The organism is uncultured Gimesia sp. (assembly GCF_937910335.1).
In the GTDB taxonomy this organism is placed as follows: Bacteria; Planctomycetota; Planctomycetia; order Planctomycetales; family Planctomycetaceae; genus Gimesia.
The window spans coordinates 12,854-35,613 of sequence record NZ_CALEMX010000482.1; the positions used below are offsets into that span (position 1 = coordinate 12,854).

18 protein-coding genes are annotated in these 22,760 nt (G+C 46.6%); 6 read left to right on the forward strand and 12 right to left on the reverse strand.

All coding sequences use genetic code 11. The annotated features are described in order from the left end of the window. Nucleotides 1-181: 181 nt before the first annotated feature. The 5 genes from Q0668_RS19380 to Q0668_RS19400 form a co-directional block, all read right to left on the reverse strand. Nucleotides 182-2,545: a hypothetical protein gene (locus Q0668_RS19380; protein ID WP_298867660.1), complete on the reverse strand. Its 2,364-nt coding sequence runs from the start codon at nucleotides 2,543-2,545 to the stop codon at nucleotides 182-184. Between the two features lie 75 nt (nucleotides 2,546-2,620). Continuing rightward, a complete protein-coding gene (locus Q0668_RS19385; protein ID WP_298867662.1) occupies nucleotides 2,621-3,355 on the reverse strand; it encodes a hypothetical protein in 735 nt (244 codons plus the stop codon). Between the two features lie 136 nt (nucleotides 3,356-3,491). After that, nucleotides 3,492-4,805 carry a hypothetical protein gene (locus Q0668_RS19390; protein WP_298867664.1) on the reverse strand — a complete coding sequence of 438 codons (1,314 nt, stop codon included), beginning with the start codon at nucleotides 4,803-4,805 and terminating at the stop codon, nucleotides 3,492-3,494. Then, complete coding sequence (locus Q0668_RS19395) at nucleotides 4,777-5,307, reverse strand: hypothetical protein (protein ID WP_298867666.1); 531 nt, start codon at nucleotides 5,305-5,307, stop codon at nucleotides 4,777-4,779. The genes Q0668_RS19390 and Q0668_RS19395 overlap by 29 nt, the downstream gene beginning before the upstream one ends. Nucleotides 5,308-5,339: 32 nt before the next feature. Then, nucleotides 5,340-5,957 (reverse strand): sigma-70 family RNA polymerase sigma factor, encoded by a 618-nt coding sequence (locus Q0668_RS19400; protein ID WP_298867669.1) that lies wholly within the window; start codon nucleotides 5,955-5,957, stop codon nucleotides 5,340-5,342. Nucleotides 5,958-6,284: 327 nt separating this feature from the next. On the opposite strand from Q0668_RS19400, the gene eboE reads away from it, so the two are divergent. Continuing rightward, the gene (eboE, locus tag Q0668_RS19405; RefSeq protein WP_298867671.1) at nucleotides 6,285-7,463 is read left to right on the forward strand and encodes a metabolite traffic protein EboE; all 1,179 of its coding nucleotides are present in this window, start codon (nucleotides 6,285-6,287) and stop codon (nucleotides 7,461-7,463) included. Nucleotides 7,464-7,474: 11 nt separating this feature from the next. After that, the gene (locus Q0668_RS19410) at nucleotides 7,475-8,575 is read left to right on the forward strand and encodes an XdhC/CoxI family protein (RefSeq protein WP_298867673.1); all 1,101 of its coding nucleotides are present in this window, start codon (nucleotides 7,475-7,477) and stop codon (nucleotides 8,573-8,575) included. A gap of 46 nt (nucleotides 8,576-8,621) precedes the next feature. On the opposite strand, the gene Q0668_RS19415 is transcribed toward Q0668_RS19410, so the two are convergent. Continuing rightward, the gene (locus Q0668_RS19415) at nucleotides 8,622-8,981 is read right to left on the reverse strand and encodes a co-chaperone GroES (protein ID WP_298867675.1); all 360 of its coding nucleotides are present in this window, start codon (nucleotides 8,979-8,981) and stop codon (nucleotides 8,622-8,624) included. A 389-nt stretch (nucleotides 8,982-9,370) separates the two neighbouring features. On the opposite strand from Q0668_RS19415, the gene Q0668_RS19420 reads away from it, so the two are divergent. Further along, nucleotides 9,371-9,796 (forward strand): bacterioferritin, encoded by a 426-nt coding sequence (locus tag Q0668_RS19420; RefSeq protein WP_298867677.1) that lies wholly within the window; start codon nucleotides 9,371-9,373, stop codon nucleotides 9,794-9,796. Between the two features lie 68 nt (nucleotides 9,797-9,864). Here Q0668_RS19420 and Q0668_RS19425 read toward each other — a convergent pair whose 3' ends face one another. The 5 genes from Q0668_RS19425 to Q0668_RS19445 all read right to left on the reverse strand — a co-directional run bounded on the left by Q0668_RS19425 (nucleotide 9,865) and on the right by Q0668_RS19445 (nucleotide 16,415). Next, nucleotides 9,865-11,079 (reverse strand): cofactor-independent phosphoglycerate mutase, encoded by a 1,215-nt coding sequence (locus Q0668_RS19425; RefSeq protein WP_298867678.1) that lies wholly within the window; start codon nucleotides 11,077-11,079, stop codon nucleotides 9,865-9,867. 165 nt (nucleotides 11,080-11,244) lie between these two features. Continuing rightward, a complete protein-coding gene (locus Q0668_RS19430) occupies nucleotides 11,245-12,609 on the reverse strand; it encodes a hypothetical protein (protein WP_298867680.1) in 1,365 nt (454 codons plus the stop codon). Between the two features lie 159 nt (nucleotides 12,610-12,768). Continuing rightward, complete coding sequence (locus Q0668_RS19435; protein WP_298867682.1) at nucleotides 12,769-14,109, reverse strand: amidohydrolase; 1,341 nt, start codon at nucleotides 14,107-14,109, stop codon at nucleotides 12,769-12,771. 352 nt (nucleotides 14,110-14,461) lie between these two features. Continuing rightward, nucleotides 14,462-15,826 (reverse strand): hypothetical protein, encoded by a 1,365-nt coding sequence (locus Q0668_RS19440; protein ID WP_298867684.1) that lies wholly within the window; start codon nucleotides 15,824-15,826, stop codon nucleotides 14,462-14,464. 400 nt (nucleotides 15,827-16,226) lie between these two features. Next, nucleotides 16,227-16,415 (reverse strand): hypothetical protein, encoded by a 189-nt coding sequence (locus Q0668_RS19445; RefSeq protein WP_298867686.1) that lies wholly within the window; start codon nucleotides 16,413-16,415, stop codon nucleotides 16,227-16,229. A 326-nt stretch (nucleotides 16,416-16,741) separates the two neighbouring features. Between Q0668_RS19445 and Q0668_RS19450 the strand changes: the two genes are divergently transcribed. Then, nucleotides 16,742-17,404: a trimeric intracellular cation channel family protein gene (locus Q0668_RS19450; protein ID WP_298867688.1), complete on the forward strand. Its 663-nt coding sequence runs from the start codon at nucleotides 16,742-16,744 to the stop codon at nucleotides 17,402-17,404. A 138-nt stretch (nucleotides 17,405-17,542) separates the two neighbouring features. Here Q0668_RS19450 and Q0668_RS19455 read toward each other — a convergent pair whose 3' ends face one another. Continuing rightward, nucleotides 17,543-18,715 carry an isocitrate/isopropylmalate family dehydrogenase gene (locus Q0668_RS19455; protein WP_298867690.1) on the reverse strand — a complete coding sequence of 391 codons (1,173 nt, stop codon included), beginning with the start codon at nucleotides 18,713-18,715 and terminating at the stop codon, nucleotides 17,543-17,545. A 714-nt stretch (nucleotides 18,716-19,429) separates the two neighbouring features. Between Q0668_RS19455 and Q0668_RS19460 the strand changes: the two genes are divergently transcribed. Both Q0668_RS19460 and Q0668_RS19465 read left to right on the forward strand, forming a co-directional pair. After that, nucleotides 19,430-21,703 carry a TolC family protein gene (locus Q0668_RS19460; protein ID WP_298867692.1) on the forward strand — a complete coding sequence of 758 codons (2,274 nt, stop codon included), beginning with the start codon at nucleotides 19,430-19,432 and terminating at the stop codon, nucleotides 21,701-21,703. A gap of 367 nt (nucleotides 21,704-22,070) precedes the next feature. Further along, nucleotides 22,071-22,760 (forward strand): WYL domain-containing protein (locus Q0668_RS19465; RefSeq protein ID WP_298867694.1); only part of this gene is annotated, 690 nt, incomplete at its 3' end.

Consider the following 22,760-nt stretch of genomic DNA (forward strand, 5'->3'; position numbering starts at 1 on the left):
AAATGAGCTTTCGCCCATAACATGACTTGGTACAGTGTTCATAAAAACAGAAACATCTGAGATTATGACCACGGAATGCTGCCCTCTTTACGTAACAGCACATTCTCTAAATATACACAATAATCAGCGATTTTGCATGTGAACGAACGATCTTTTCTTCGGGAATCCAGAACTGGTAAAATCACTTTTTAACTGATTCGGGCCAATTGAGATTTCGAAGAATAAAGGCAAACGTATCTTTGCCGTTAATGGTATGTGGTCCATTGAAGAATTCGATCTCTGTTCGCTCTCCAATTCCCATCTGCACATAAAATCTTCGTACTTTGGCGTATTCGGCTGCCACCCACTCATCGGGCGCAACTCCGTCATCGTGTCCGCGTTCCACCATGAAGGGCCGCGGTGCCATCAAATAGGATAACTCTGCATAATTTGCAACATGGCCCATATTCCATTCGAAGATTTCGTATTCACCACCAAACACATAACTATAACGACTGGAACTGTCCGCATTTTTGCGTACCCACTCGTTAAAGTCAGCCGAGCAAATGGAAAATACATATTGTTTTACGAACGGAGGCACACGAAGAGCTGTTTTACCTCCATAAGAAAGTCCGTAAAAACCAATTCGCTTGCCGTCAACAAACGGAAGCGAATCAAGCCAGGTCAGAGTACGTTCATGCTGAGGTATGATATAACTATAGAGCGAGCGTCTCATCGGGTTTGATTTTCGTTGCAGTGTGCGAAAGCGATCGGTACCGCGATACGGATTCTGCGGCGCATACACAATGAGACCTTTTTTCACGAGTTGCTCGCTAAAGGCCTTGTAATAGCCATATGACCTTCCTTCTGAAACAATCGTATCCATCGGCGTGCCTTCCAGGCCGTGCTGACAGACGATGACCGGACGTTGCTCTCCCGGTTTGAGATCATTGGGAACCAGTAAAATTCCACCGGCAACCACTTCGGGAAACACATCCAGCATGACTTCATATCCCTGGTATTGCGCGTGCTGAATCACTTTTCGTGTTTTGACATTCAATGGAACAGCCGTCGCAGGATCGGGAATCCGACCAATCAATTCGTCATAAACTTTATCCCGCAGACGATCAGAATCCTTTTCCCAGAGTTCGACGGACTTATATTTTCCAGGCTGCCATTCTTCGTCACGATACCGGGCAGACTTGTTGAGTACTTCCTGAGTAAACTCATTCATTTCATTAAACTGCTGCTGTTGTCGCGCAACGGGATCAATGACAATACCATTGGCAACCCGCTTCAACTCAATCGGCAACGGACGTTTCTTATTCATGCTGATTCTCAAATCAAACAAAAAACGTTGTCGGGCTTGATTCGATCCTGCAGGGTTCGTGCCATCGCCGGAAAAGACAAGTGTCAAATTTTCCTTCAGGCCCAGTTGTTCAAACACAGGCACCACACGCTGAAATTCTGCACGTACCGAGTCTGGTGACACCACTTGAATCACTCCAGGAGCAGCCGTCGCCCTGATCCCTTTTTTGGCCTTGGGTGGCCCGTCAACAACGGGAACAGAGCAAGCTTCGATTAAGCATGATCGTGGCGCGATCATCGAAGCAATTTCCGCATCCCCAAACTCTGTAAGCTGGCTCCAGACATTACGATAAATGGGTTCCTGCCAGACATTTTCTCGCTCTTGAAAATATCCGGCAACCCAGGTCGCTTTAATTCGATAATCGGCGGCACCGCTGAATAAAGCCAATAAGGCGCCTTCACCAACGCCAACGACTCCGATCGGTAAAATGCGACGGTTTTTTTGATCCAACCGTTCAAACTGATCGACGGCAGCCATCACTTTTTGTACTTCATAACCTATTACATGGCGTCCCATTTCGAATGACATGCGATAGATAAATTCCCGGTGCGGCTGATTGGAATAATAAACGTTCGGATGACCAGAGAATTCGGAATCCCGACTGATGAGCGTAGGAATCACCACCTGAATTCCCGATGCAGCCAGCATCAGAGGAATTTGCGCTGACTTGGGAACGCCGGGCTTCAGTCCGATAAACATTTCAGGCGTCCAGTCAGCATCGGGCAATGCAACCACACGTGCTTTGATGGCACTGGTTGGCTGCAATAAAAGCCCCGCCGCCGTCATTCCATCCAACACGCGCCATTGAACAACATGCACTTTAAACTGAGGACATTCTGCTATCACTGACTGACCTTCTGTCGTCGTCAATAATTCAAACCCCGGTCCAGCGACACGAGGATCGACGGCTCCGATGATCGATTTGAATCGCCTCCGATTGTCCTTGATACTATCAACAAAAGCAGCATGACTGCTGAAATCATAATGCCATTTTTGGGGACGCAAGGCCGGCGACTTTGCCAATGCATTCAATGCATACCGATCGATGCCTGCCACCATATGTTCGTCAAGAGGCACTGTCAGCTTCAGGGACTTCGTCCCCGGCAGCACTTCAGGAAACTCCAGTGCTTGTGCAGAAACCAGGGAAGGAAAATGAACGAACAAAGCCGTAACGATAAGCAGGGCAGGGAATCGCATTATCTAATCCTGATCAGTGAAAGTGAAACCGGTGATTTTCTATGACAAATAAATTCGTATCATTTGATACCGTGATTATTCTACTTTTTTACCGAACAGGAGAATCTCATCAAAATTGCCGGTATCATCGAACGAACCAATCCCCACACGTCCCGATAAAAATGTTTTATCGCTTGCCGTCATAACCGGCTCCTGCATATCATCAAAATATATTTTGATGGAACCAGATTTGGTATCGCGAACAACACGCGCGTGATGCCATTCATCATCCCAGTTTGTACCGGCGGTGGTCTTTGTCGAAATCTTGGTGCGGGGTTTACCATTGACGATGAAAATCTGGTTGGCGTGATCATCCATCTTTTTGCCAAAATGTACATAATAAAAATGGGCGTCATCCTGGTAGCCAAAAAACAGACATAAAGATCGATGGCCATAATCGGGAATCGTAGACTGTAATTTCACATCCAACAGGAAATCGCTAACCGAAATATTTTTCAGTAACGCACGGTTATAAGGCGAACGGACGGGTGGTTCGAAGTTACTTTTTTTCTTGATGAGACTGAAAGCATGGTTGTCTCCCTGATGGATGACTTTCCAGGCTTTGTCGTCCGTAGGCTCCCAATGTTTTGAATTTCCCGATTCAAAATTTTCGTGAAACAGCAAAGGTAGTCCCTGCATTTTCTGCGGAACCTCTCCTTTTTTGAGTGTTTTCAGAGGCGCCGAGTCTTTAGCCTCAAGCGAACCAGTTTCTGCGAATGAAAGCAGCATAAGTCCTGTCAACAGACAGGCTGATACTAGGAACCGCAACATGGAATTGCTCCTGTTTCAATGAAAGAAAGCAACCGGAAAATTTTGCATATCGTATTAGAATGCGCAAAACCATACGGATGATGGGGGAGTTCTGATCTTGTGTCAGAATCTATGAGACAGGATTTCGCCCTGATTTTCAAGCATCAGGACGTTTTCGCGGTTTGCCAAGAGGTCCTTCACCCGGTTTCCGCTCGCGAGAAGGACGGTCTCCACGATCTTGGGGACCGTTCTTGCGACGATCTCTCATATTCTTCAAGCGGTCTTTGTTTCCACGCTTGAACGGATTATCAAAGCCGGGCCCTTTCATATCGATCCCACGAAATAATTGGGGAACCAAAGCATTGAATTCCGCCGATTTTATCTTGATACTTTTTCCGACCTCTACGGGTAAATTTTTCTGCAAGTAGAGATACTTCAATTTATCCTGCATTTCATCTGGAGGATACTTCATCAGGTAATCTTTCATTTTGGTATCTAAACCCGTCTCAAAAAATTTCTGTAGCGCATCATCCGGAGGACTCTGCTGATCCAGTTCTTGTTTGACAGATTTGACTAACTGACCCAGCAACCCTTTCGCTAAAAAGATTGATAACATCGCCCTTTGTCCATTTTCTTCGCGGGGAATCGGTCTTGGATTGCGTTGCTCTCTAGAATTTAGGAACGAAAATTTATTTTCACTCCACAGTTGGAAAATTCCATTCATGACATCTGTGGAAGGCCAGATTGATCCCTTTTGGTTCACTTTTTCTTTAGGATTATTCAGTGCTGTCGCTGTTTTTAAAACAGCCAGAGATCTCTCATATTCAGATAACGAATCTTTCGGCCGGGGATATTCCACCGAACTTGGCAGGCTTCGCTCAATAGTATCGATCACTTCTATATAGAGATCAGGTGGTAGCATTGAATTCCTCAAGAGAAACATCATGCGCGGATCTCGAAAATTGATCTCCAGCATTCTTAAAATCTCATAATCAGATCGACTGCCGCGGCGATTTGCTTGATTGCCATGAGAACGGAATTCGCGAATCAGCTCCATCCGCTCCGATGGGGTTTTGGCGTTGCGCAAATCTTCCTGCTCCCAGGGAGACAACGTTTTCACCCAGTTACAATAAGAACGCATGACCTGATTCAATTCCGGCTGTTTGCGCGTCGCTGCATGAATTTCCCGAAATCGCTGTTTGTCCTGAGCAGACAGCTTTTGAAACTTTTCGTAATTGCGTTTTAACTGTGCACGTTCTGAGTGTGTCATGGATTCTATTTTTTTGCGGTTCGCGCCTGCGCGATCTTCATCCTGACCCGTTGCTCCCAACAAGATCATCACAAAGAGTACCGTTCCAACACCGAGACCCACGGCGCGCAACAATACCGGCCATAATGCCGATTCCGGGCTTACAGGCTGAGAAGCTCTGTCAGATTGCCTCTTATCTACTTTTCTGCTGCGCGGTTTCATTGAATGTTCCTGAGTGCGACAACTCTTCCAAAAATTCCAGGCTTTGTACTTCCGAATAAGTATCCAGGTTTTCGATAAACGATAACTCTGAAAGCAAGGGTTCCGACTCTTCTGGAACCAATTGATTGGTAAACATATAGCCGAAGAAAATAGAGCATGCCAAACCAATGATCCAGCCTCCAGCGACAGTCGCTTTACGAAGTTGCTCTTGCATTTTTTTATTCATCGAAAAACCAGACCGATTCTGGTCTTCAATAGCCTGCGCTTCCAACTGAATGGTTTTGATTGTTGAGAGCGTATTATTCGTAAACTCTTCCGAGGCTTTGGCAATAGGGAGTCTGTCCAACAATTGCCAGGTCCGTTCCAGAGAATCCACGTGCACGCGTACTTCTTCATCGCGCGAAAGTGACTGCTCCACTTCAATCGCTTCCTGCTCGCTGACCTCGCCATCGAGATAAGCAACCAGCTTTTCGAGTTCCTGTTCTTTCTGCTCTTTTTTCATCTGAGGACTTTATCAGAAAGTTTTGTTTTGACTTAACCGTTAATATGCTTTTCGAGTTGAACCCGCAAATTTTCCCGGGCCCTAGACAACAATGATTTCACAGCCGCTTCGGATAGCTTCATCGCAATTCCGATATCCGCGTAACACATGCCTTCAAACTTATGCAACAGCACCGCCATCTGTTGTCGCTCATTGAGTGTTTCCAATGCCTGACGAACAACCGCCTGAGTCTCTTTCAGACCCACCTGTCGGGCCGGCATCAATCCCGATTTCTCCATCAATAACTGCTCTTCGGGTCTAATGCCCAAAGGACCTGTATCTTGTGGATTGAGATTGACTTCTTTCCGTCGCCCTTTATTCCTTCGCAGGTTGCTAGCCAGATTATTGGCAATCCGAAATAGCCAGGTGGAAAATTTGGCCTTCGGTTCATAATTCGCACGCGATCGATAGATCCGCAAAAATACTTCCTGGGCTAAATCTTCCGCTGCTTCCTGATTTCGCAAAAGATGACAAAATATTCCGACAATACGGTCCTGATAGGCGGCTACCAGCTCAGTGAACGCACCTTCATCTCCTTCCTTGGCGCGCAACATCAATTGCACGTCAGGATCTCGCAAATAAGGTGAGTTCAAGATTTCTGTAGTAACCACGACTGACTTCAGACTCCCATCTTCGGGTAGTGTATTACCCGCTTGTACTAAACACGCAGCATAACAAAAAGTTTCTCATAGAGTTTGAGAGAAACCCATTTTTGTCTGTTTTCATGCAGGTATGTAGTGGTTATCGTCGCTAAACTTACAAGTTAACACAAGTTGACTTCGTAAGAATATTTGATGCACAACCTGAATCTTTTCGGGAAATGTCATTCACAGGTAGTCCGCAGAATTGTCTCGGTTATGATTGAAGTTGTTCGTAAACCATTTCCTTTGATAAATTATCTGTAAACTACCGATATGAGGGCCCTCTGAGGAAGTTTTATGACGCTGAATTCATTGCCTTTGAGTTATTGCACTAATGTGCATCCGGGTTTGACCGTCGCAGAGATCTTACAAAAACTCGACGAGTTTACGATTCCGATTCAACAACAACTAGGTACCCCACTTGCCGCCGGTCTCTGGTTGGCGGAGCCTGTCATAAAAGAAATTCTTGCCACACCGGATGGACACCTCCGCTTTGCTGAAGAAATTCACAAAAGAAATTTGACGTGTTACACTTTAAATGCATTTCCCTTTGGAAATTTTCACAGCGATCGGGTGAAAGAAAATGTATATTTGCCCGACTGGTCGGATCCAGAAAGACTGGAATACACAAAAGGTTGTGCACGGGTTCTTGCCGCATTATTGCCTGAAGACACGGAAGGCAGCATTTCCACGGTACCGCTGGGATTCAAAAAATTTGAACATGCAGCTGATTTCAGCGAAACATGCGTTGAACAATTAATCGAACTGGCAACGTTTCTCAAAGAGTTGAAAGAGGAAACCGGCAGAACCATTCGCCTGGCAATTGAGCCAGAGCCATTTTGTGTGATTGAATTCACACATGAACTGATTGTGTTTTTCGAACGATTGTATGAAAGGGCTGCAAAAAAACAATTACTGGGAACCGTTAGAGAATATTTAGGAGCCTGCTATGATATCTGCCATCAAGCTGTCGAATTTGAAGATATTCCCGGCTCGATCCGACAAATCACACACGCGGAAATCCGAATCAATAAAATTCACATCTCGAACGCCATCGAACTCACCAACCCGTGGGAAAATGAAGCCGGGCGAACACAGCTCGCACAATACGCTGAACCCCGTTATTTGCATCAAACAATTGGCAGTTTAAGAAATGGAGACCTTTATCGGATTGTGGATTTAACCCGCAAATTTTTATTGGCTCCCGATCCCCGTATCAAAGAAACGAAAAAACTGAGGGTTCATTTTCATGTGCCCATAGATGCCGTCACCCTGGGTGCACTGGGAACGACGCATCAAGAATTGAGACAGGCTCTGGCGACTGTCAAAGAACTCGATTATGCTCCGCATCTGGAAGTGGAAACCTACACCTGGGAAGTCTTGCCCGACGATCAGAAGCCAACACTGGTCGAAGGATTAACGCGCGAACTGCAGGCGGCCCAAATGCTCTTGAATACGCTCTCAGAGAATGAGTAAAGTGATCAACCATGCGTAATTTATTACGGGAACTGGAAAAAGCAGTCCAACAGAATCAGCAGGTTTGCTATACCTGTCTAGTAGAAACGCGCGGATCGACGCCTCAAAAACCAGGGGCTGCGATGCTTATCTTTCGCGATGGTTCTCAGATCGGAACACTGGGAGGCGGCTGTGTCGAAGCCGAGGTCAAACGGCGCGCCTTGCGACTGATTGATGCTGCTGCACCAGAAATTATGACCTTCCAACTCGACAATGATTACGGCTGGGACGATGGACTGATTTGCGGTGGACGCATGAAAGTACTTGTAGATCCCATCGCAACAGAGGAAGATTTGCAATACTTCAAAACAATGGGTCAACTATTGGCAAGTGACCAGGGCTGCACGGAAGCCATCGTCATTAAACCGGAGGCCGCGGGAGGTGGTAGCGAAACAGACCGGTATTTGATTGATGCGAATTCCAAAATTGTCGCCTGGCGCGGTCAGCAGGAACCACCGACACAATTATGGAATGGGCTCAAGCCGATCCAAAATCGACCAAGACCCTATGTCAGTTCCAACATCGCCTATCTGACCTTTCATCAAACATGCCAATTGGTAGTCGTGGGTTGTGGACATATTGGCCAGAAAGTAGCAGAACTCGCCAACGACGTTGGCTTTGAAATCATTGCCGTCGATGACCGTCAGGAATACTGCAATTCTGAACGCTTCCCCACTGCAAAGCAATTGATCGTCGGAAGCTTCGATTCGGCTCTCTCTGATTTTTCTGTCAATCGGGATACTTTCATTATCATTGTCACCCGCGGACATAATCATGATGAAGAAGCATTGGGACATCTGGCAGAATCGCCGGCAAGATACATTGGCATGATTGGCAGCAGGCGAAAAGTCAAGTTGATCTTCGAAGACCTGCTACGTACGGGAACACCACGCGAGGCGCTGGCAAAAGTTCATGCCCCCCTCGGTTTCGAAATCGGCTCTCAGACCGTTCCGGAAATTGCTCTGAGTATCGTCGCGGAACTGGTCGCTTACCGAAACTTGGACACAATCCCAGAAGGATATCGCCGCGCCAGTCTGGTGGAAGAAATTAACGCGACGAACAAAACCAGTTAGAACATACCCGAGAAGAATCGCCGAAGATGACACTTACCAGCACCGGTCATTCTTCCCATTCATCGGGATCTTCTATGTCTTGTTCTTCTGCTGATAGCAATTCGTCATTTTTCGATTCGCCTCGACGAAAGACGGCAACCACATCTTCGATCGGTACAACAAATAACACATTATCTGGTTCAAAATCCACGGGAATGGCTTCACTGGGATTGAAGAGTACTTTGTCGTATTTTTTGATCGGAAAATCATCATCCCGCTCAATTTGCACGCTGATTTCCACTACGCGTCCGGTAATGTTTGGAATCTCCGCTTTATCAGGAAGTACAATCCCTCCCTTTGTCGTCTGCCGACTTTCATCTTTACGAATGAGAATTCTCATTCCCAGAGGTTCAACCCAGTCAGACACTTAATTCTCCCCGTCGATATCAAGAAATGGTTAACACACAAATGAAGCACGTGATCACGATAACTTGTAGAACACGCTAAACACAATCATAGTCCATGACACACTCAAAAAGAACCCCGGAATTCTACACTACCTGCCTGATTCAAAGGTTGATTGCCGGAAGATTAGGATTGTTCACTGATTGCAGCATGAACAAAATTTGAAAAAGAGGCGTTCCGCTCAGCCCTATCACTCTGCTACCTCCCAGATCACAGCGTTGCATTTTATTTCGCTTCTCAATGCTGTATAATTCGCGTAATCGAATGTTTTCCTTAAACGATAAAACATGATCACAACTACTGATAAGTAGATCACAGATCGACCTTATTTTCAAACTTCAGGAGAAAACGATGGACAAGGAAACGATGATAGCTAATCTGAATCAGGATCTGGCGAACGAGCTATCTGCCATTATTCAATATACTACTTATGCTGCGAAAGCCACGGGGCCGTATCGACCACAGTTGACACAGTTTTTCCTTGCAGAAGTACCTGACGAGCAAATGCACGCCCAATATCTGGCAAATAAAATTGTGTCATTGGGAGGAGAACCAACCACTGTCCCGACGAAAGTAGCCAAGGCAAGCACGAATCGAGAAATGCTGGAAGCTGTATTGGTAGCGGAAAGAGCTGCTACAATAGGTTATACCAAACGCGCTTTGGAAGCAGATGAGTTTGGCGACAAAGGCATGGCCGTCCAACTGGAAGATATGGTCCGCGATGAAAGTGGCCATGCAGAAGAAGTCGAACGTATTCTCTGTGACTGGCCTTTATAAGAGCATCACCACACAATGAAAAAGGGTAAGCCTGAATCTATTTGGGCTTACCTTTTTTTCTGGATGGGCTATTTCGTCAACGTTCCGAAAAAGAAAGGCATGAGTTGATGCCCTTTCGGCAACAGCAGATTACTGTCACTGGCAGTGATTTCATCATAGCATTTCGCCTGATCGGGGCGCACCTGAGTGCCACAAATACCGAATGGAACATAACCATGGCTATGTGTCTTTGTTCTCAAAATCGTGGGATGATCGGGGCAGACTAAGATGCGATATTCACCCTGCTGTCTCAGATAGTCGTGTACCGGGCCAACAATATGCTCATCAATGTTTTCCAGAGCCTTCACTTTTTCCTGTACTTCTCCTTCGTGAGAAGCCTCATCGGTCGCTTCAACATGCACGACGACGAAGTCTGACTTCTCCAGAGTTTCAATCGCCGCGCGTCCTTTCGCTGCATAATCTGTATCCGTATACCCTGTAGCTCCCTCTACCTCAATGATATCCCAGCCCAGCAAGCTTCCCAATCCGCGCAACAAGTCGACGGCTGTGATCACCGCCCCCGATTTACCAAACTGTTCCTGAAAAGGTTTGAGAGCCGGCCTGCTACCCTGTCCCCATAACCAGATCTGCGTCGCCGCTGGTTGACCATCTGCACGTTTTTGATTTTTATCTGATTTCAAGAACAGTTTTTTGCTACGTTCCATCAGGTCCAGTAACAGCTCACTTCCTTTACCCGAAGGAAGGTCTTGCAGGACTGTCTGATCGGTTAGATCATGCGGGGGCGTCGTCGATGTTCCTGAGCCAAAAGGCTGGTCTTCTGCATTTTGTGCCCGGTAAACCAACAAGTTGCGGTAACTGACTCCCTGGTGAAATTCCCATTGAGCATCATTGGCCGTCATTTCCTGAAGCAGACCAACTAGTTCTTCACCCACATCATTAGGAAGCTGTGACGCGGTAAAGCTCGCCATGTTGTCTTTCGTAATGGTCACGAAATTACAACGGATCGCCCAGTCATGCGGGCCAAGCTCAATCCCCTGAGCGGCCGCTTCGAGAGGAGCACGCCCGGTATGATAAACCAGAGGATCGTAACCAAACAGACTCATCGTTCCAACATCACTGCCTGAAGGCATCGAGGCAGGCACAGTATCGGTTCTCCCCAGAATTCCCTGCAAAACAATCGTATTCATGTGAGGGATGTGAGCCGCCTGCAATGGGGTCTTGCCCCCCAATTCTGCCTGAGGTTCATCCGCACAACCATCTGGAATTACAAGCACATATTTCATCTTAGAGATACTAACTCTCGGACAGGATCAGGGAACAAAGATTAGGACGATCTGGACTTCAATATCCTGAATTTGTGACCCGCCCGCAAGTATCCAGCGTCACGAAATTGTAACACGACCTGTTTCCGGAACCGTAGCCCCCAAGCTGAAACGGAAAGAACGCTCTCATTTCGGTTGGGGATCGGCCTCTACAAAATCTTGAGGCAACGGCATCTCTTTTGTAATTACGTCCCAGGATGCACCCATTTCCCGGAATGGATTGAAATTCTTTGGCTTGTAGGCAATCTCCAGTTGGGGCGTTTTCATCAGAGCCTGTCCCTTTTCAAAATAGGAATGCATGGCGACATCCAGCACGCCCGTCATCAACAGCGTTCTTTCGCAAGGATAAGGTTCTTCCTTATGCACAAATAAATGTTGAATGGCATGTGAAAAGGCACGGAATAAATTACGGTTCCCCCAGGGACCCGGGAAAAATGAGGTTGCTTTCGGCGTTGCTTCTCCTTTGACCTGACAGGCAAAATTCCAGCGAACGCCATTCGTACCGATTTTGAGCATCGTCGCGCGAAAACCATCTTTGTATTCGAGCAGAATTCCATGCGGCTCGCTGGTACCTTCTTTGTTGATTGGATCAAACAGACCGCGTTTACTTTTTCCCAGCTCGGCTTGCATCGCCGCTTCTGCCAGCTTCATCGACCAGCGTCCTTCGCGGCCTGCTTTTATCAGATCATCGCCTTTCAAGAACTGCACAGAAGAAACTCCCGTTTCCCCTCCTTTGCGAAATTCGACCATCGACTGCAAGACTTCCAAACCATGGATATCGTATTTCTCGATAGGTCCACCGTGAATGGAAACAGCGTCTTCCAATTCCGTGCCTTCTGGAATTTCCAAAGGAATCGTCCGCTGAGCCAGGGGAACCGAACTACCTACCATCATGGGGAACTCATATTTGCGCGAAGTGTCATACATTTCGCGGGCCCAATCCCAGCGATAAGAAAAATGCTTGTCGCTGAAAACGGGAACAAACCGTTTCGACTGCTTCATGACATCAACGATTTCATCAAAAAACCGTTTGCGAGGATACATGGTCTGTCCATATTTGGTATCAGGATAATCGCCGTGCTCACCGATTGAGAGAACAGCATCGACTGCCAGTTCGTCGCCTCCCCGACGCAAAGCTTCGCCAATAGTTTTATAAAACGGGAGCTCAAATTTTTTAGCGACACCCCGCGAAAGATCCCCCTCTTTAAACTGGTCTCCATACAGCGAAACGACATCACACTGTGGTTGGAGCAATTTACCATTGAAGAGATAAGGACCTAAAAAGGGATGAAAAATATGATACGCATGCGAGCAATAAAAGAACTGTGTGAAGATCCCCGCCACCTGAGGCCGCTTGCTGTCAGCTGCTTCCAACTCCTGCTGCGACCAGTCCATACCAGCAGTCCCTGCCATCGCAGCCGCTCCCATCTTTAACAAATCACGGCGAGACATCGAATCAGAAAATCGTGGACGGTGAAAAGATTCAGACATGGGGAAGACTCCAGTGGTGGGACAATGCGGTAGGTTTGTGGAGACTATCGTATCAAATCTTCGATCTGTGTCCACCAGTTTTTGGACTTGATGCCAAGACATTTCGTTAGCCTTCCCGTCAGAGATTTTTTGTATTTCTCCGAACCAAAATCATGGGTCTTACTTCGTGCCATCGTACAGTTCTGTCTGGAAGATAGATGTCTGGCGTTCCAGGTATTCTGCCTTCGACATTGCCGGACTGTTTTTGCTGAGGATTCCTCGCGCCTTGGCGGCATCGTTGCTGAGTAAGTCAACAGCCATCATTGCGAGCGTTTTTGCAGGGGCGATGTATCCACTCTCATGATCGGCGATGCACCAGTCAGTCTGGTGATGTGCTCCGGCGGCGCCAGTCATCATTGGATGCAACACCGGCATGATTTGACTGAGATCACCCGCATCCGTTGATCCACCGCTGTGGGGGTAGTCGCGATAGTTCTCTTCCCCCAGGACTGCTCCCGCGGTGTCACGGAAGATCTCCGCAAGTTCTGGGTCGTTACGCAGTGGCAGATTTCCCGGCACGGTTTCAATTTCCACTTTGCATCCCAGCGCCATGGCAGCGCCACGCAACGCGCGGTCAACTTTATGTGAAGCGTCGAGAATCGCATCAGGCGTCTTCGCGCGAACGTACGTTTCCATGCAAACTTCCGCCGGAATAATGTTCACAAGATCGCCACCTTTTGTAATGATGGGATGTATGCGGACGCAATCCTGATCACGAAAGGTTTCTCGCTGCGCATTGATCGCACTCAAAGCAAGTTGTGCCGCATACAGGGCGTTGATCCCACGTTCGGGAAAGATTCCAGCATGAGATGCTTTCCCAAGAAAGCGAATGTTCTTGGCGAGGAAGCCATTCGAAGAAGGGGCAATCCCCATGCTGCCTTCGCTCACCTCTGGGCTTGTTGAATGGATCATGACCGCCATGTCGATCTCATCAAAGTGGCCGAGTTTAATGAGTTCCTGCTTGCCGGTGAGAAAGGAATTTTTTCCTTCCTTGACTAATCCGATCCGGTAATTGATCTCCACATACTCTTCTGCCGGCACGGCAAAGAAAACGATATTTCCTGCAAGGTGTTCAGCGATCCCTGTGTCTGTGAGCGCCATGGCCGCCCCCATCAGTCCAGCGATTTGTGCATTATGCCCGCAGGCGTGCGCTGCACCGGAAGTCGGGTCTGCGCGTGGATGGTCGGGTACCTGCAATGCGTCTAATTCCCCCATCAGAGCAATTGTGGGCCCCTCCTTCGCCCCTCGCAACACGGCCTTGACTCCCGTTATCGCGAGACCGTCTTCGAATGTGAGACCGACTTGATCGAAAGTTTGTTTCACTCGCTCGGCGGTTTGTGTTTCTTTAAATCCCAACTCCGGCGCATCCATGATCGATTCGCCGATGTTGATGATGTCATCCCGCCGCTCATCAATGGCTGTGCAAACTGCAGATTTCCACGCTGTAGACTCTGTCATCATTTTAATCCACGATTTCCCATTTGAAATTACCCGGACCTTCCCAGGTTCGAAATGTAGTCCACTGTAACAGCATACGCCACCTCGTGTCTAACGCATCGATGTTCTCCCTCTTTAACAAATCACAGTGGGACATCGAACCAGATAATCGAGGACGCGAAAAAAGAATCAAGCCAAAAAATTCCAGTGGTGGGACAACGAGGCGAGTGTGTGGTCTCTAACGTACCAAATCGTCAACAACTCTCCACCTGTTTTTGGGGTTGGAAATGGGAATCCTAAGAGAATTTTTGCATGGATGTATCAACTTGTTCTCTATGGATAGAACAAGATCCTCTGCAATAAGACCTTTACCACTTTAAGATTCGTACTTCCTCCATGGAACATCTTTGATTGCCGAATGACTGAATTCTACATCAAGACTGCGGCATGTTATCTTTCCTTGATAACCAACAATTGCAAGGATGGCTTGAGCTAGAAGACCATTAATCTGATACCATAAACCTACTCTCTCATGTGATCCATTCCTACGAGAGAACAGTTTCATCACTTTACTTGGAGTTCCATGCACCAGCGAATTTCGAATATGGACCAGCACTTCGGGTAAATCGATTTCTTTCAAATTGTTATCATTTGCGTAGGAAAGAATTTCCTCACATTTCGCTGGTATCTCTGATGGGATCGAATACACCTTAAGCAACTGTCGAATTTTTTCGGCAGCATGCAGTTTCTTAAACTTACTTTTTGAATATCGTTGAGTCCTGTCCACCAAATCCAGCCATGCAAATGATTCAAGAGCCGCCTGCTGTAAGATAATTGATCCTTCAATAAAACCAGCGCTCATCTCAGATTCAATGTACCAACCGATTCCAGTCGTTATTACTTTATATTTCTCTGGCTCGTTGTACGCATGGAATAAACAGCTAAATAGCTCCTCGAAAGTTCCCATTACCATTCTGTCATACCAGGATAATCCTGGTGGATTCATACTGACCATCGTTACTCGTGGAAATGCTCGATTTAATTTACCAGTATCCGAATAACCCCATGGGCCAACTAATCCCACCCATCGACCACACATAAACGAAAGAGTTTTCTGTAAAACTGATCCAATTACATCAATCCCTGAATTTGTACTACTCTTCTTAAATCTAACTTCGATGATATGTGTAAAGACAAACGGGAATTGAATATTTTTCTTCTTCTCTTTGATCTGATCGATAACAATTTCAAAGCCATCGACTTTTGTTTCAGTTCTCCCTTTGAAGACAGAGTCACTTCCTTCGATTATTTTCCCAAATAAGTCTGGACCATTGATGGTCAAATATTTTATTGAATCGAAGTGAGGGTCGGGTTCAATATGCTCACCCAAGTGACCTGAAAAATAATTCAACTTGTTCGTATTTGTAACATTAACAGTCATTGGTCCAATTGGTTGATCACAAGACAATTGATGTATTCCAAACTGCTCGGTATTGAACTTGCTTTCTAATACCTCAACCGCCTCTGGTTGTTCGTCACTTTCGAACTCAAATAAGACGTTTGGTTTAGGAGCAATCTCAAAAAAAATATTTCCACTACCAGTTCTAGTCCTTCCATCTTTCGATAAAGTTGTTTTTCCAGACCAAAATTCTATCAGGCCAGTTTCTTTATCAAATTCACAAGGAAGTGTGAGCCTCTCTGGCAACTTTTTGTCTTTCTGGGCCGGTAAAAAATCATTCACAATTAAATACTCTTTTCTTGAAATAGTTCGAGTATACGTAGAAGAAAGCAAACATCCAAAGTGAGACTTCAACTCATGTTACTATCTGAATGGTACCTAATTGAATCTGTTAAGTCACAGCTTATGTTAGCGACTGACTAAATTTGAATTTCCACATTTTTCCAATCCACGATTAAGCGGTAGGTCGCGCTTTGCCACTCAGGGATTAATAACTGGTTCAACCCACTTGCCGGACGCGATACTCACGAGGATTTCTCGCATAGATTTTTGAAAGGTGCGGTTGAAGGCAAAGAGAGCGTTGAAGCCGCAGCTGAAGGCACTTTCCGTGATACTGTATTGGCGATTACGAATCATAGCTACCGTTGCCTGCATGCGCCTTTTAGTTCCGTTGGTGTTTCATTCAATACTCTGAAAGCTCTGTTGTCAGCTTATTGTATTGTCCCTTTGACAAAAACACTCTATGGAAACCTTCGGTCAGATTGACCTCCACTTCACCCCGCTGTTCGCTTCCCCAACCGATGATTTGACGAGAGCGTAGATCCACATCGATGAAATAATAGTATTTTGTTTTTTGTTCTTTTTGACTCATTGGGAAATCATTCCTGAATACCGTCGCGCATGAAGCGCGCGTTGTGGCAGGCTAAAGACCGAAATCCTGCGCATTGAGTGTGGTCGTTTGCGTTTTCAGACAAGATTGAACCATAATGCATAGCATATCCTGCCCAGGCAGGACTCGCAATTACAGACATTGGATCGACGAAGGAAACACGTTTCTGCTCCCCAATCAATTGCGAAGAATCATTGCTCTCGGACTCGCATCTTTGTATCCCGGCAATAAAATGGAAAGCGCCCCGTGATGAATGGCCGATGAGCGTGGTGGAGTGTTAAAAACAACTGCTGAATGATTCGACAACCATGGACGTAGCAACTTTACAATATCTGCTGGGGATGGTGGGCACAATCGCATTTGCGGTGACCGGCGTGCTGGCCGTGACGCCGCGAGGCATCGATTTGTTCGGCGCTTGCGTGCTAGGATTGATTACCGCGATTGGCGGCGGAACGATCCGCGACTTAATCTTGGGAGTCCCCGTCTTCTGGGAGGCGGACCAGAACTATCTCTGGGTTGCGCTCGCTGCCAGTTTAGTGGCCTTTCTCACCGATCGATTCCTGACACGCAAGGAAATCTACAGGACGATGCTATATCTCGATGCACTGGGGCTTGCCATGTTTGCAATCCAGGCAGCGCAAAAAGTGATGTGGATTGACTTCGGCAGGCCCCTCGCGCCGATCATGATGGGTGTGCTGACAGCGATCGGAGGCGGCCTGTTGCGCGACGTACTCGCAGGTCAACCAACGCTCTTGATGCGCCGTGAACTCTACGCCATCCCGGTTACCTGCGGCTGCATTCTGTATGTCGTCGCACTCATCTGGTTCCCCGCGTTTCCGGTCTTGATCGGCCTCGCCTGTTCCATACTGATACTAGCCCTGCGAAGTTCCGCGATCTACTGGAACCTGCACGTCCCCCTCTGGTTGACGACCCAGTCGAAGGAGAAAGATTCGAATGACGGATCTACGTGAAAGCGCAGAGAAGTGACACATGCGGATTCTGAAACGGGAGATCACGGGGAATGTATCGCTCCTGAAATAAAAAAAGCGATGCAGAGCGTCGAAACTGCTCTGCATCGCTATTTTGAAATTTTTGTTGTGTCTCAGGGTTTACTGCATCTTTTTGCAGATGGCTTCCGCCATTTCCTGTGTTCCCACGGCTGTTGGATCGTTGCGATCAGCTTTCAGATCGTAAGTCACGTCTTTACCTTCTTCAATCACATCGGCAACAGCCTGATCCAGCTTGGCAGCAGCTTCGTGTTCGCCGAGATAGTCCAGCATCATTTTACCGGATAGAATCAAAGCAACCGGATTCACTTTATTCTGTCCCTTGTATTTGGGAGCAGAACCGTGGGTCGCTTCGAAGATCGCTGACTCCGGACCAATATTGGAACCAGGGGCAACACCCAGGCCTCCTACTAAACCAGCACACAAATCACTCAGAATATCGCCATACAAATTGGATGTGATCAGCACGTCATACAGCTCTGGTTTTTGAACCAGCTGCATACACATGTTGTCAATCAGGCGTTCATTGTATTCGATGCTTCCGCCACAGTCGGTGGCGATTCCTGCCAGCTTTGGATCTGCCTCGACACCTTCGGCAAGATCTTCCCACTCAAATTTAGCACCGTATGCTTTAGCAACAGCACGGGTCTCATCGTACCATAGACCATCTGTAAACTTCATAATATTGGCTTTACAGATCGAAGTGACCGTTTTGCGATTATTATCTACAGCATATTTAAAGCCGTAGTTACAGATATCGCGTGTTCCCTGATAAGACATCGGCTTAATACTGACGCCCGTTTCGTCGAGAGGCGTGTTGATTTTTTTGCCAGTAGCATATTCGTTAATCACTTTGATCAATGATGCCGTGTTTTCCTCACCCGCTTGAAATTCAACACCCGCATACAAGTCTTCTGTGTTTTCTCGAACAACTACTAAATCGACATTTGAATCTTCGAAATAAGTTCGTACCCCTTTATAAGTTTTGCAGGGACGAATGCAGGCATACAGGCCCAGTTCCTGTCGCAGGAATACATTCACACTGCGGAACCCTTTTCCGATTGGTGTAGTAATCGGCGCTTTCAAGGCAACTTTGTTGGATCGAATCGATTCCATCACTCGGTCGGGAACGCTGCCTTCAGCTTCAATGACTTCGATTCCACATTCCTGGACATCCCAGTCAATTTTGACTCCAGTCGCATCAACACATTTTCGGGTAGCTTCCGCGATTTCCGGTCCAACTCCATCTCCCGGAATTAAAGTGACTTTATACATCGTTTCCTCAAATACTTCTGACAAAAAAGGGAATGCGACCAGGATCTCAAGTGCATGAATTCTATGCGATAAGCCTGCTGACTCTTGAAACCAATGGCCATGCTGGTTGATATTAAGCGAGATAGTTAACAGGCAAGCAGTGACCGTATCAAAACAGAATTCTCTTTTCAACTATACGAGATGACCGGCGTTCACTTTTCAAGCCAATCATGTGGCCACGCTGAGACAACAATGATCCGATACCACTGAACTCGAATAGTATCTTCCCATTGATCAATTTCCGCATCAGATCGGGGTCCCTTACTTCCTACGGAAGCAGGGGATTAATACTGGCAGAACAGTGATTTATTGCTGAAATCGTAATGAATTCCAGACATTCACTACCGTTATGAGTGCTTTCATTGAAAAAACACTGCTGGCAAAGGCATTCTTCTAAAGGGTATGTTGGAAAAACGTTACACAGAATTCGGTCAGCATACTCAAAAACCGTTGAATTGTGCCCAATCACCAAAAAAGTCAAGTTGTAACGATTAAACAGCCGATACCGAATGTAGTGATTTTACCAACCAGGCAGATTGTCGTGCGCTGCAATGCTCGTCTCATCATGATTGTTGGTGAATTCTCCCCTAAAGTTCAATCGATTATGAACCCTAAGTGGTTATAAAAAAGCACTTTATAATCATAATCGACGTTCATGTCTTTAAGGATAGATACATGAACCTGCGTCAGAAGTTACACCATTTTTTTTGTGGATGCTTAATCACCAGCCAACTGGTAGGTTGTCACGGTCTCGGAACCGATACGGACCTGCATTATCTGGGTGAAAAAGAGCTTCAGTATTATGAAGACGTTGCCACAAAAATTGAGTACCCCGCTGTTTTTGAGGAGACCCCGGAAGAAATTACTTTCTCGGGAAAACCTCGCACATTAGCAGATCGATCGCAGGATGAAATCTGGGATTTGCCCCTGATGGAAGCAATCCACCTCGGCATGTCAAACAGTGAAGTAATTCGTGTGGCAGGTTCGTTGGGAACAAACGGTAATGGATTACTCAATAATCCGGATGGGACTCCTTCAATTTATGATCCTTCAATCCAGGAAACAAACGTCCTGTTGGGTGGATCACGGGGTGTCGAAGCCGCTCTCTCCGCATTTGATACTACCTTTACAGCAAACATGCTCTGGGGCCGCTCGGAACAGGTTCAGAATAGCCCGTTTTTCGGAGGCATTCCCGGAGGAACTTTGACTCAGGAAACCGGTCAATTTCAATCCGGACTCGCAAAAACATTTGCCAACGGCGGACAATTTGCCATTAATCACAACTGGAATTACACAGGCAGCAATTCGACAAGTCAGTTATTTCCATCGAACTACGCCGGCAACTTTGGCGCTTCTTATCGTCAGCCCTTCCTGGCGGGAGCAGGCGTGGATTATACCCGGATTGCAGGTCCTATTGGATCCGGATTTTCGGGAATTACCGGTGTTAGTCAAGGTGTCGTCATCGCCAGAATCAACAATGATCTGGCGCTGGCAGACTTCGAAAAAAATGTACGCAACCTTGTCTCCGATATTGAAGAGAGCTATTGGCAACTCTATCTGGCCTATCGTTTGTATGACACACAGGTGGTCGCCCGTAATTCTGCATTACGCAGTTGGCGCGAGGCAAAAGCAAAACTGGAAGCCGGCGGTACCAGAAACTTTAAACCTGCCGACGAAGCTCAGGCTAAAGACCGCCTGTTTGAAACACAATCATCGGTCCAGGCCACACGTAGCGATATTTACACAGCTGAAAGCCGTTTTCGTCGGCTTGTCGGTCTGCCCGTCAATGACGGAAAAATTATCCGCCCGATTGATGACCCTGTCTCAGCAGAATTCACTCCTGACTGGAGTATGTGTCTGACAGAAGGATTGGTACACCGGGTTGAATTGCGAAAACAAAAATGGAACATCAAGAGCCTTGAATTTCAACGGATGGCCGCAACCAGCCTGACTAAACCGCGTCTGGATCTCGTTTCCAGTTATCAGGTGAATGGTTTCGGCGATCGTCTACTCAGTCAGAAAAATACAGATGGCGTCACCAGCCAGGGCTTACACAGCGCCTATGGCTCACTTTTAGCTAATAATCAAGACAGCTGGACCATTGGTTGGGAATTCAGTGTACCACTCGGCTTCCGTTCGGCTCATGCTCAGGTTGAAAATCTTGAGTTTCGGTTGTCGAAAGCCCGCGCCATTCTGAACGCTCAGGAAATGGATGTTAGCCAGGAATTGGCGATTACGTTTCAGGATCTGACTAAGAATTACGCCACTGCTCAATCTAATTTTAATCGTTGGCGTGCTGCCCGCAGACGGACAGAGCTGTTTGAAGCGGAAGTCCAGGCAGGTACCACGACGCTTGACACCCTGTTACGTGCCCAATCCAGTCTGGCGTCAGCTGAAACAGAATATTATCGCTCTCTGATTTCTTATAATGTAGCGATTAAAAATCTCCACAAATGGAAAGGCACGTTGCTCAAACACAACAATATCCATTTAATGGAAGGGGAATGGAATCCCGTCGCCTATCAACAAGCGATCAGACGCGCCTGGGCTAGAACCCACGGCGTTGATGCTCACAAACTTCAAAGCAAGCCAGAACCATTTGTAGCCGCAGGATATGTAGGTGAAGTGGGCTTAATGCCCGAAAAAGAGGGGACTTCGTTCTCATCTGATCAGGATGGCCTGATACCAGATATTTTACCCGTGCCTGAACCGGAAACAGCCCCGGATTACGCACCGCCAGTTCCTGCAGCCAACATTGAAACAGAGGCCCGTCTGGAAATTGTAGAACCCGAAAACAATAATCCTTTTGTAACCACCAACACAGAAGAAACTGTTAGGGTATTAATTGGAGCTGAAGAAGCGCCTCCCTTACCAGAGGTCCGTCGGATTTCGGCAACACAAGATGAACTGCTGATCTCTGATTCTGTGAACAATTTGGATAGGGAATAAAAAACCTGCCACTAGTTTTGTTGGCTAGAAAACATGCCTTCAGAGTTGTGTTATTCTGATAATACAGCTTTCACAGGTTGATGATTCAGGCATTCCCTCTTTTTTTATTCCAAATAGATTTCAGCCACTTTTTGTCGCTTTAACATGCTAAGTTTAAATGTAGTCTGCGATTGAAAAGTCCACCGCCTCTCAAACTCATTCGCAATGAATTTGTATCGATGCCCATCTCCATCGATTGTTGTTTTCCAAGTGTTGGTTTGTTTTCGAAACTTATTCTCCTGAATGATCGACAAACAATCCAATCAGATTTTCGGGTTTGAAATCCCGCCACGAAACAGGCTTGTGGGAAGCATTCAAAAGATATTCAATGGTGGTTGGACGAATACATCGTCTCCTGAAACTGATTGCTCTGTTACAGTCGGGACGAGTCTATAATTCTGCGCAACTCGCAAGAGAGTGCGAGGTCAGTCGCAGAACCGTATTTCGAGATTTGAGTACGCTTCAGGAATCTGGAATCTATGTCCTGTATGACGATGTCAAACAGGGATATACTCTTCCCTGGCGAACCATTATGCCCTTCAAGGATTTAACATCCGAAGAAGTTCTGGCATTGCTCGTAATCTGTCAAGACCTTGACAAAGCCATCGTGGGATTGCCGATGCATCAACTAGCCCGATCGGCGTCAACCAAGGTCCTGAACAGCTTGCCGGATACATTGCGGGAAAATGTCATCAATGCAGCCCAGTCTATTTCGATCTGGTTACCTCCCTTCAACCCCACAATTCGCAATACGATTCACTACAAAAATTTGTACAAAGCAGCCATTGAAAAAAAGAATATCAGAGTTCAATTTGCTAGCTCTAAAGGACAGAAATCTGTCTCTACAATGCTCAGCCCTTATCATATTTTGTATTCGAATCACGAGTGGTTTGTGGTCGGCCGATCTTCTCTCGACCGCAGAATTAAAGCCTTTCCGATTCTGAATATACAAAAAACCGAAATCCTGGATGAAACATTTAATAAACCATCCCGATTCAAGTTATCCCGATATCTTTCC

Coding starts and splice junctions, on each gene's coding strand:
- Q0668_RS19395 (WP_298867666.1), bottom strand. CDS start 5,307: ATGAAAAAAGAGCAGAAAGAACAGGAACTCGAAAAGCTGGTTGCTTAT.
- Q0668_RS19460 (WP_298867692.1), top strand. CDS start 19,430: ATGAACCTGCGTCAGAAGTTACACCATTTTTTTTGTGGATGCTTAATC.
- Q0668_RS19455 (WP_298867690.1), bottom strand. CDS start 18,715: ATGTATAAAGTCACTTTAATTCCGGGAGATGGAGTTGGACCGGAAATC.
- Q0668_RS19430 (WP_298867680.1), bottom strand. CDS start 12,609: ATGTCTGAATCTTTTCACCGTCCACGATTTTCTGATTCGATGTCTCGC.
- eboE (WP_298867671.1), top strand. CDS start 6,285: ATGACGCTGAATTCATTGCCTTTGAGTTATTGCACTAATGTGCATCCG.
- Q0668_RS19435 (WP_298867682.1), bottom strand. CDS start 14,109: ATGATGACAGAGTCTACAGCGTGGAAATCTGCAGTTTGCACAGCCATT.
- Q0668_RS19410 (WP_298867673.1), top strand. CDS start 7,475: ATGCGTAATTTATTACGGGAACTGGAAAAAGCAGTCCAACAGAATCAG.
- Q0668_RS19390 (WP_298867664.1), bottom strand. CDS start 4,805: ATGAAACCGCGCAGCAGAAAAGTAGATAAGAGGCAATCTGACAGAGCT.
- Q0668_RS19450 (WP_298867688.1), top strand. CDS start 16,742: ATGGACGTAGCAACTTTACAATATCTGCTGGGGATGGTGGGCACAATC.
- Q0668_RS19385 (WP_298867662.1), bottom strand. CDS start 3,355: ATGTTGCGGTTCCTAGTATCAGCCTGTCTGTTGACAGGACTTATGCTG.
- Q0668_RS19425 (WP_298867678.1), bottom strand. CDS start 11,079: ATGAAATATGTGCTTGTAATTCCAGATGGTTGTGCGGATGAACCTCAG.
- Q0668_RS19445 (WP_298867686.1), bottom strand. CDS start 16,415: ATGAGTCAAAAAGAACAAAAAACAAAATACTATTATTTCATCGATGTG.
- Q0668_RS19380 (WP_298867660.1), bottom strand. CDS start 2,545: ATGCGATTCCCTGCCCTGCTTATCGTTACGGCTTTGTTCGTTCATTTT.
- Q0668_RS19420 (WP_298867677.1), top strand. CDS start 9,371: ATGGACAAGGAAACGATGATAGCTAATCTGAATCAGGATCTGGCGAAC.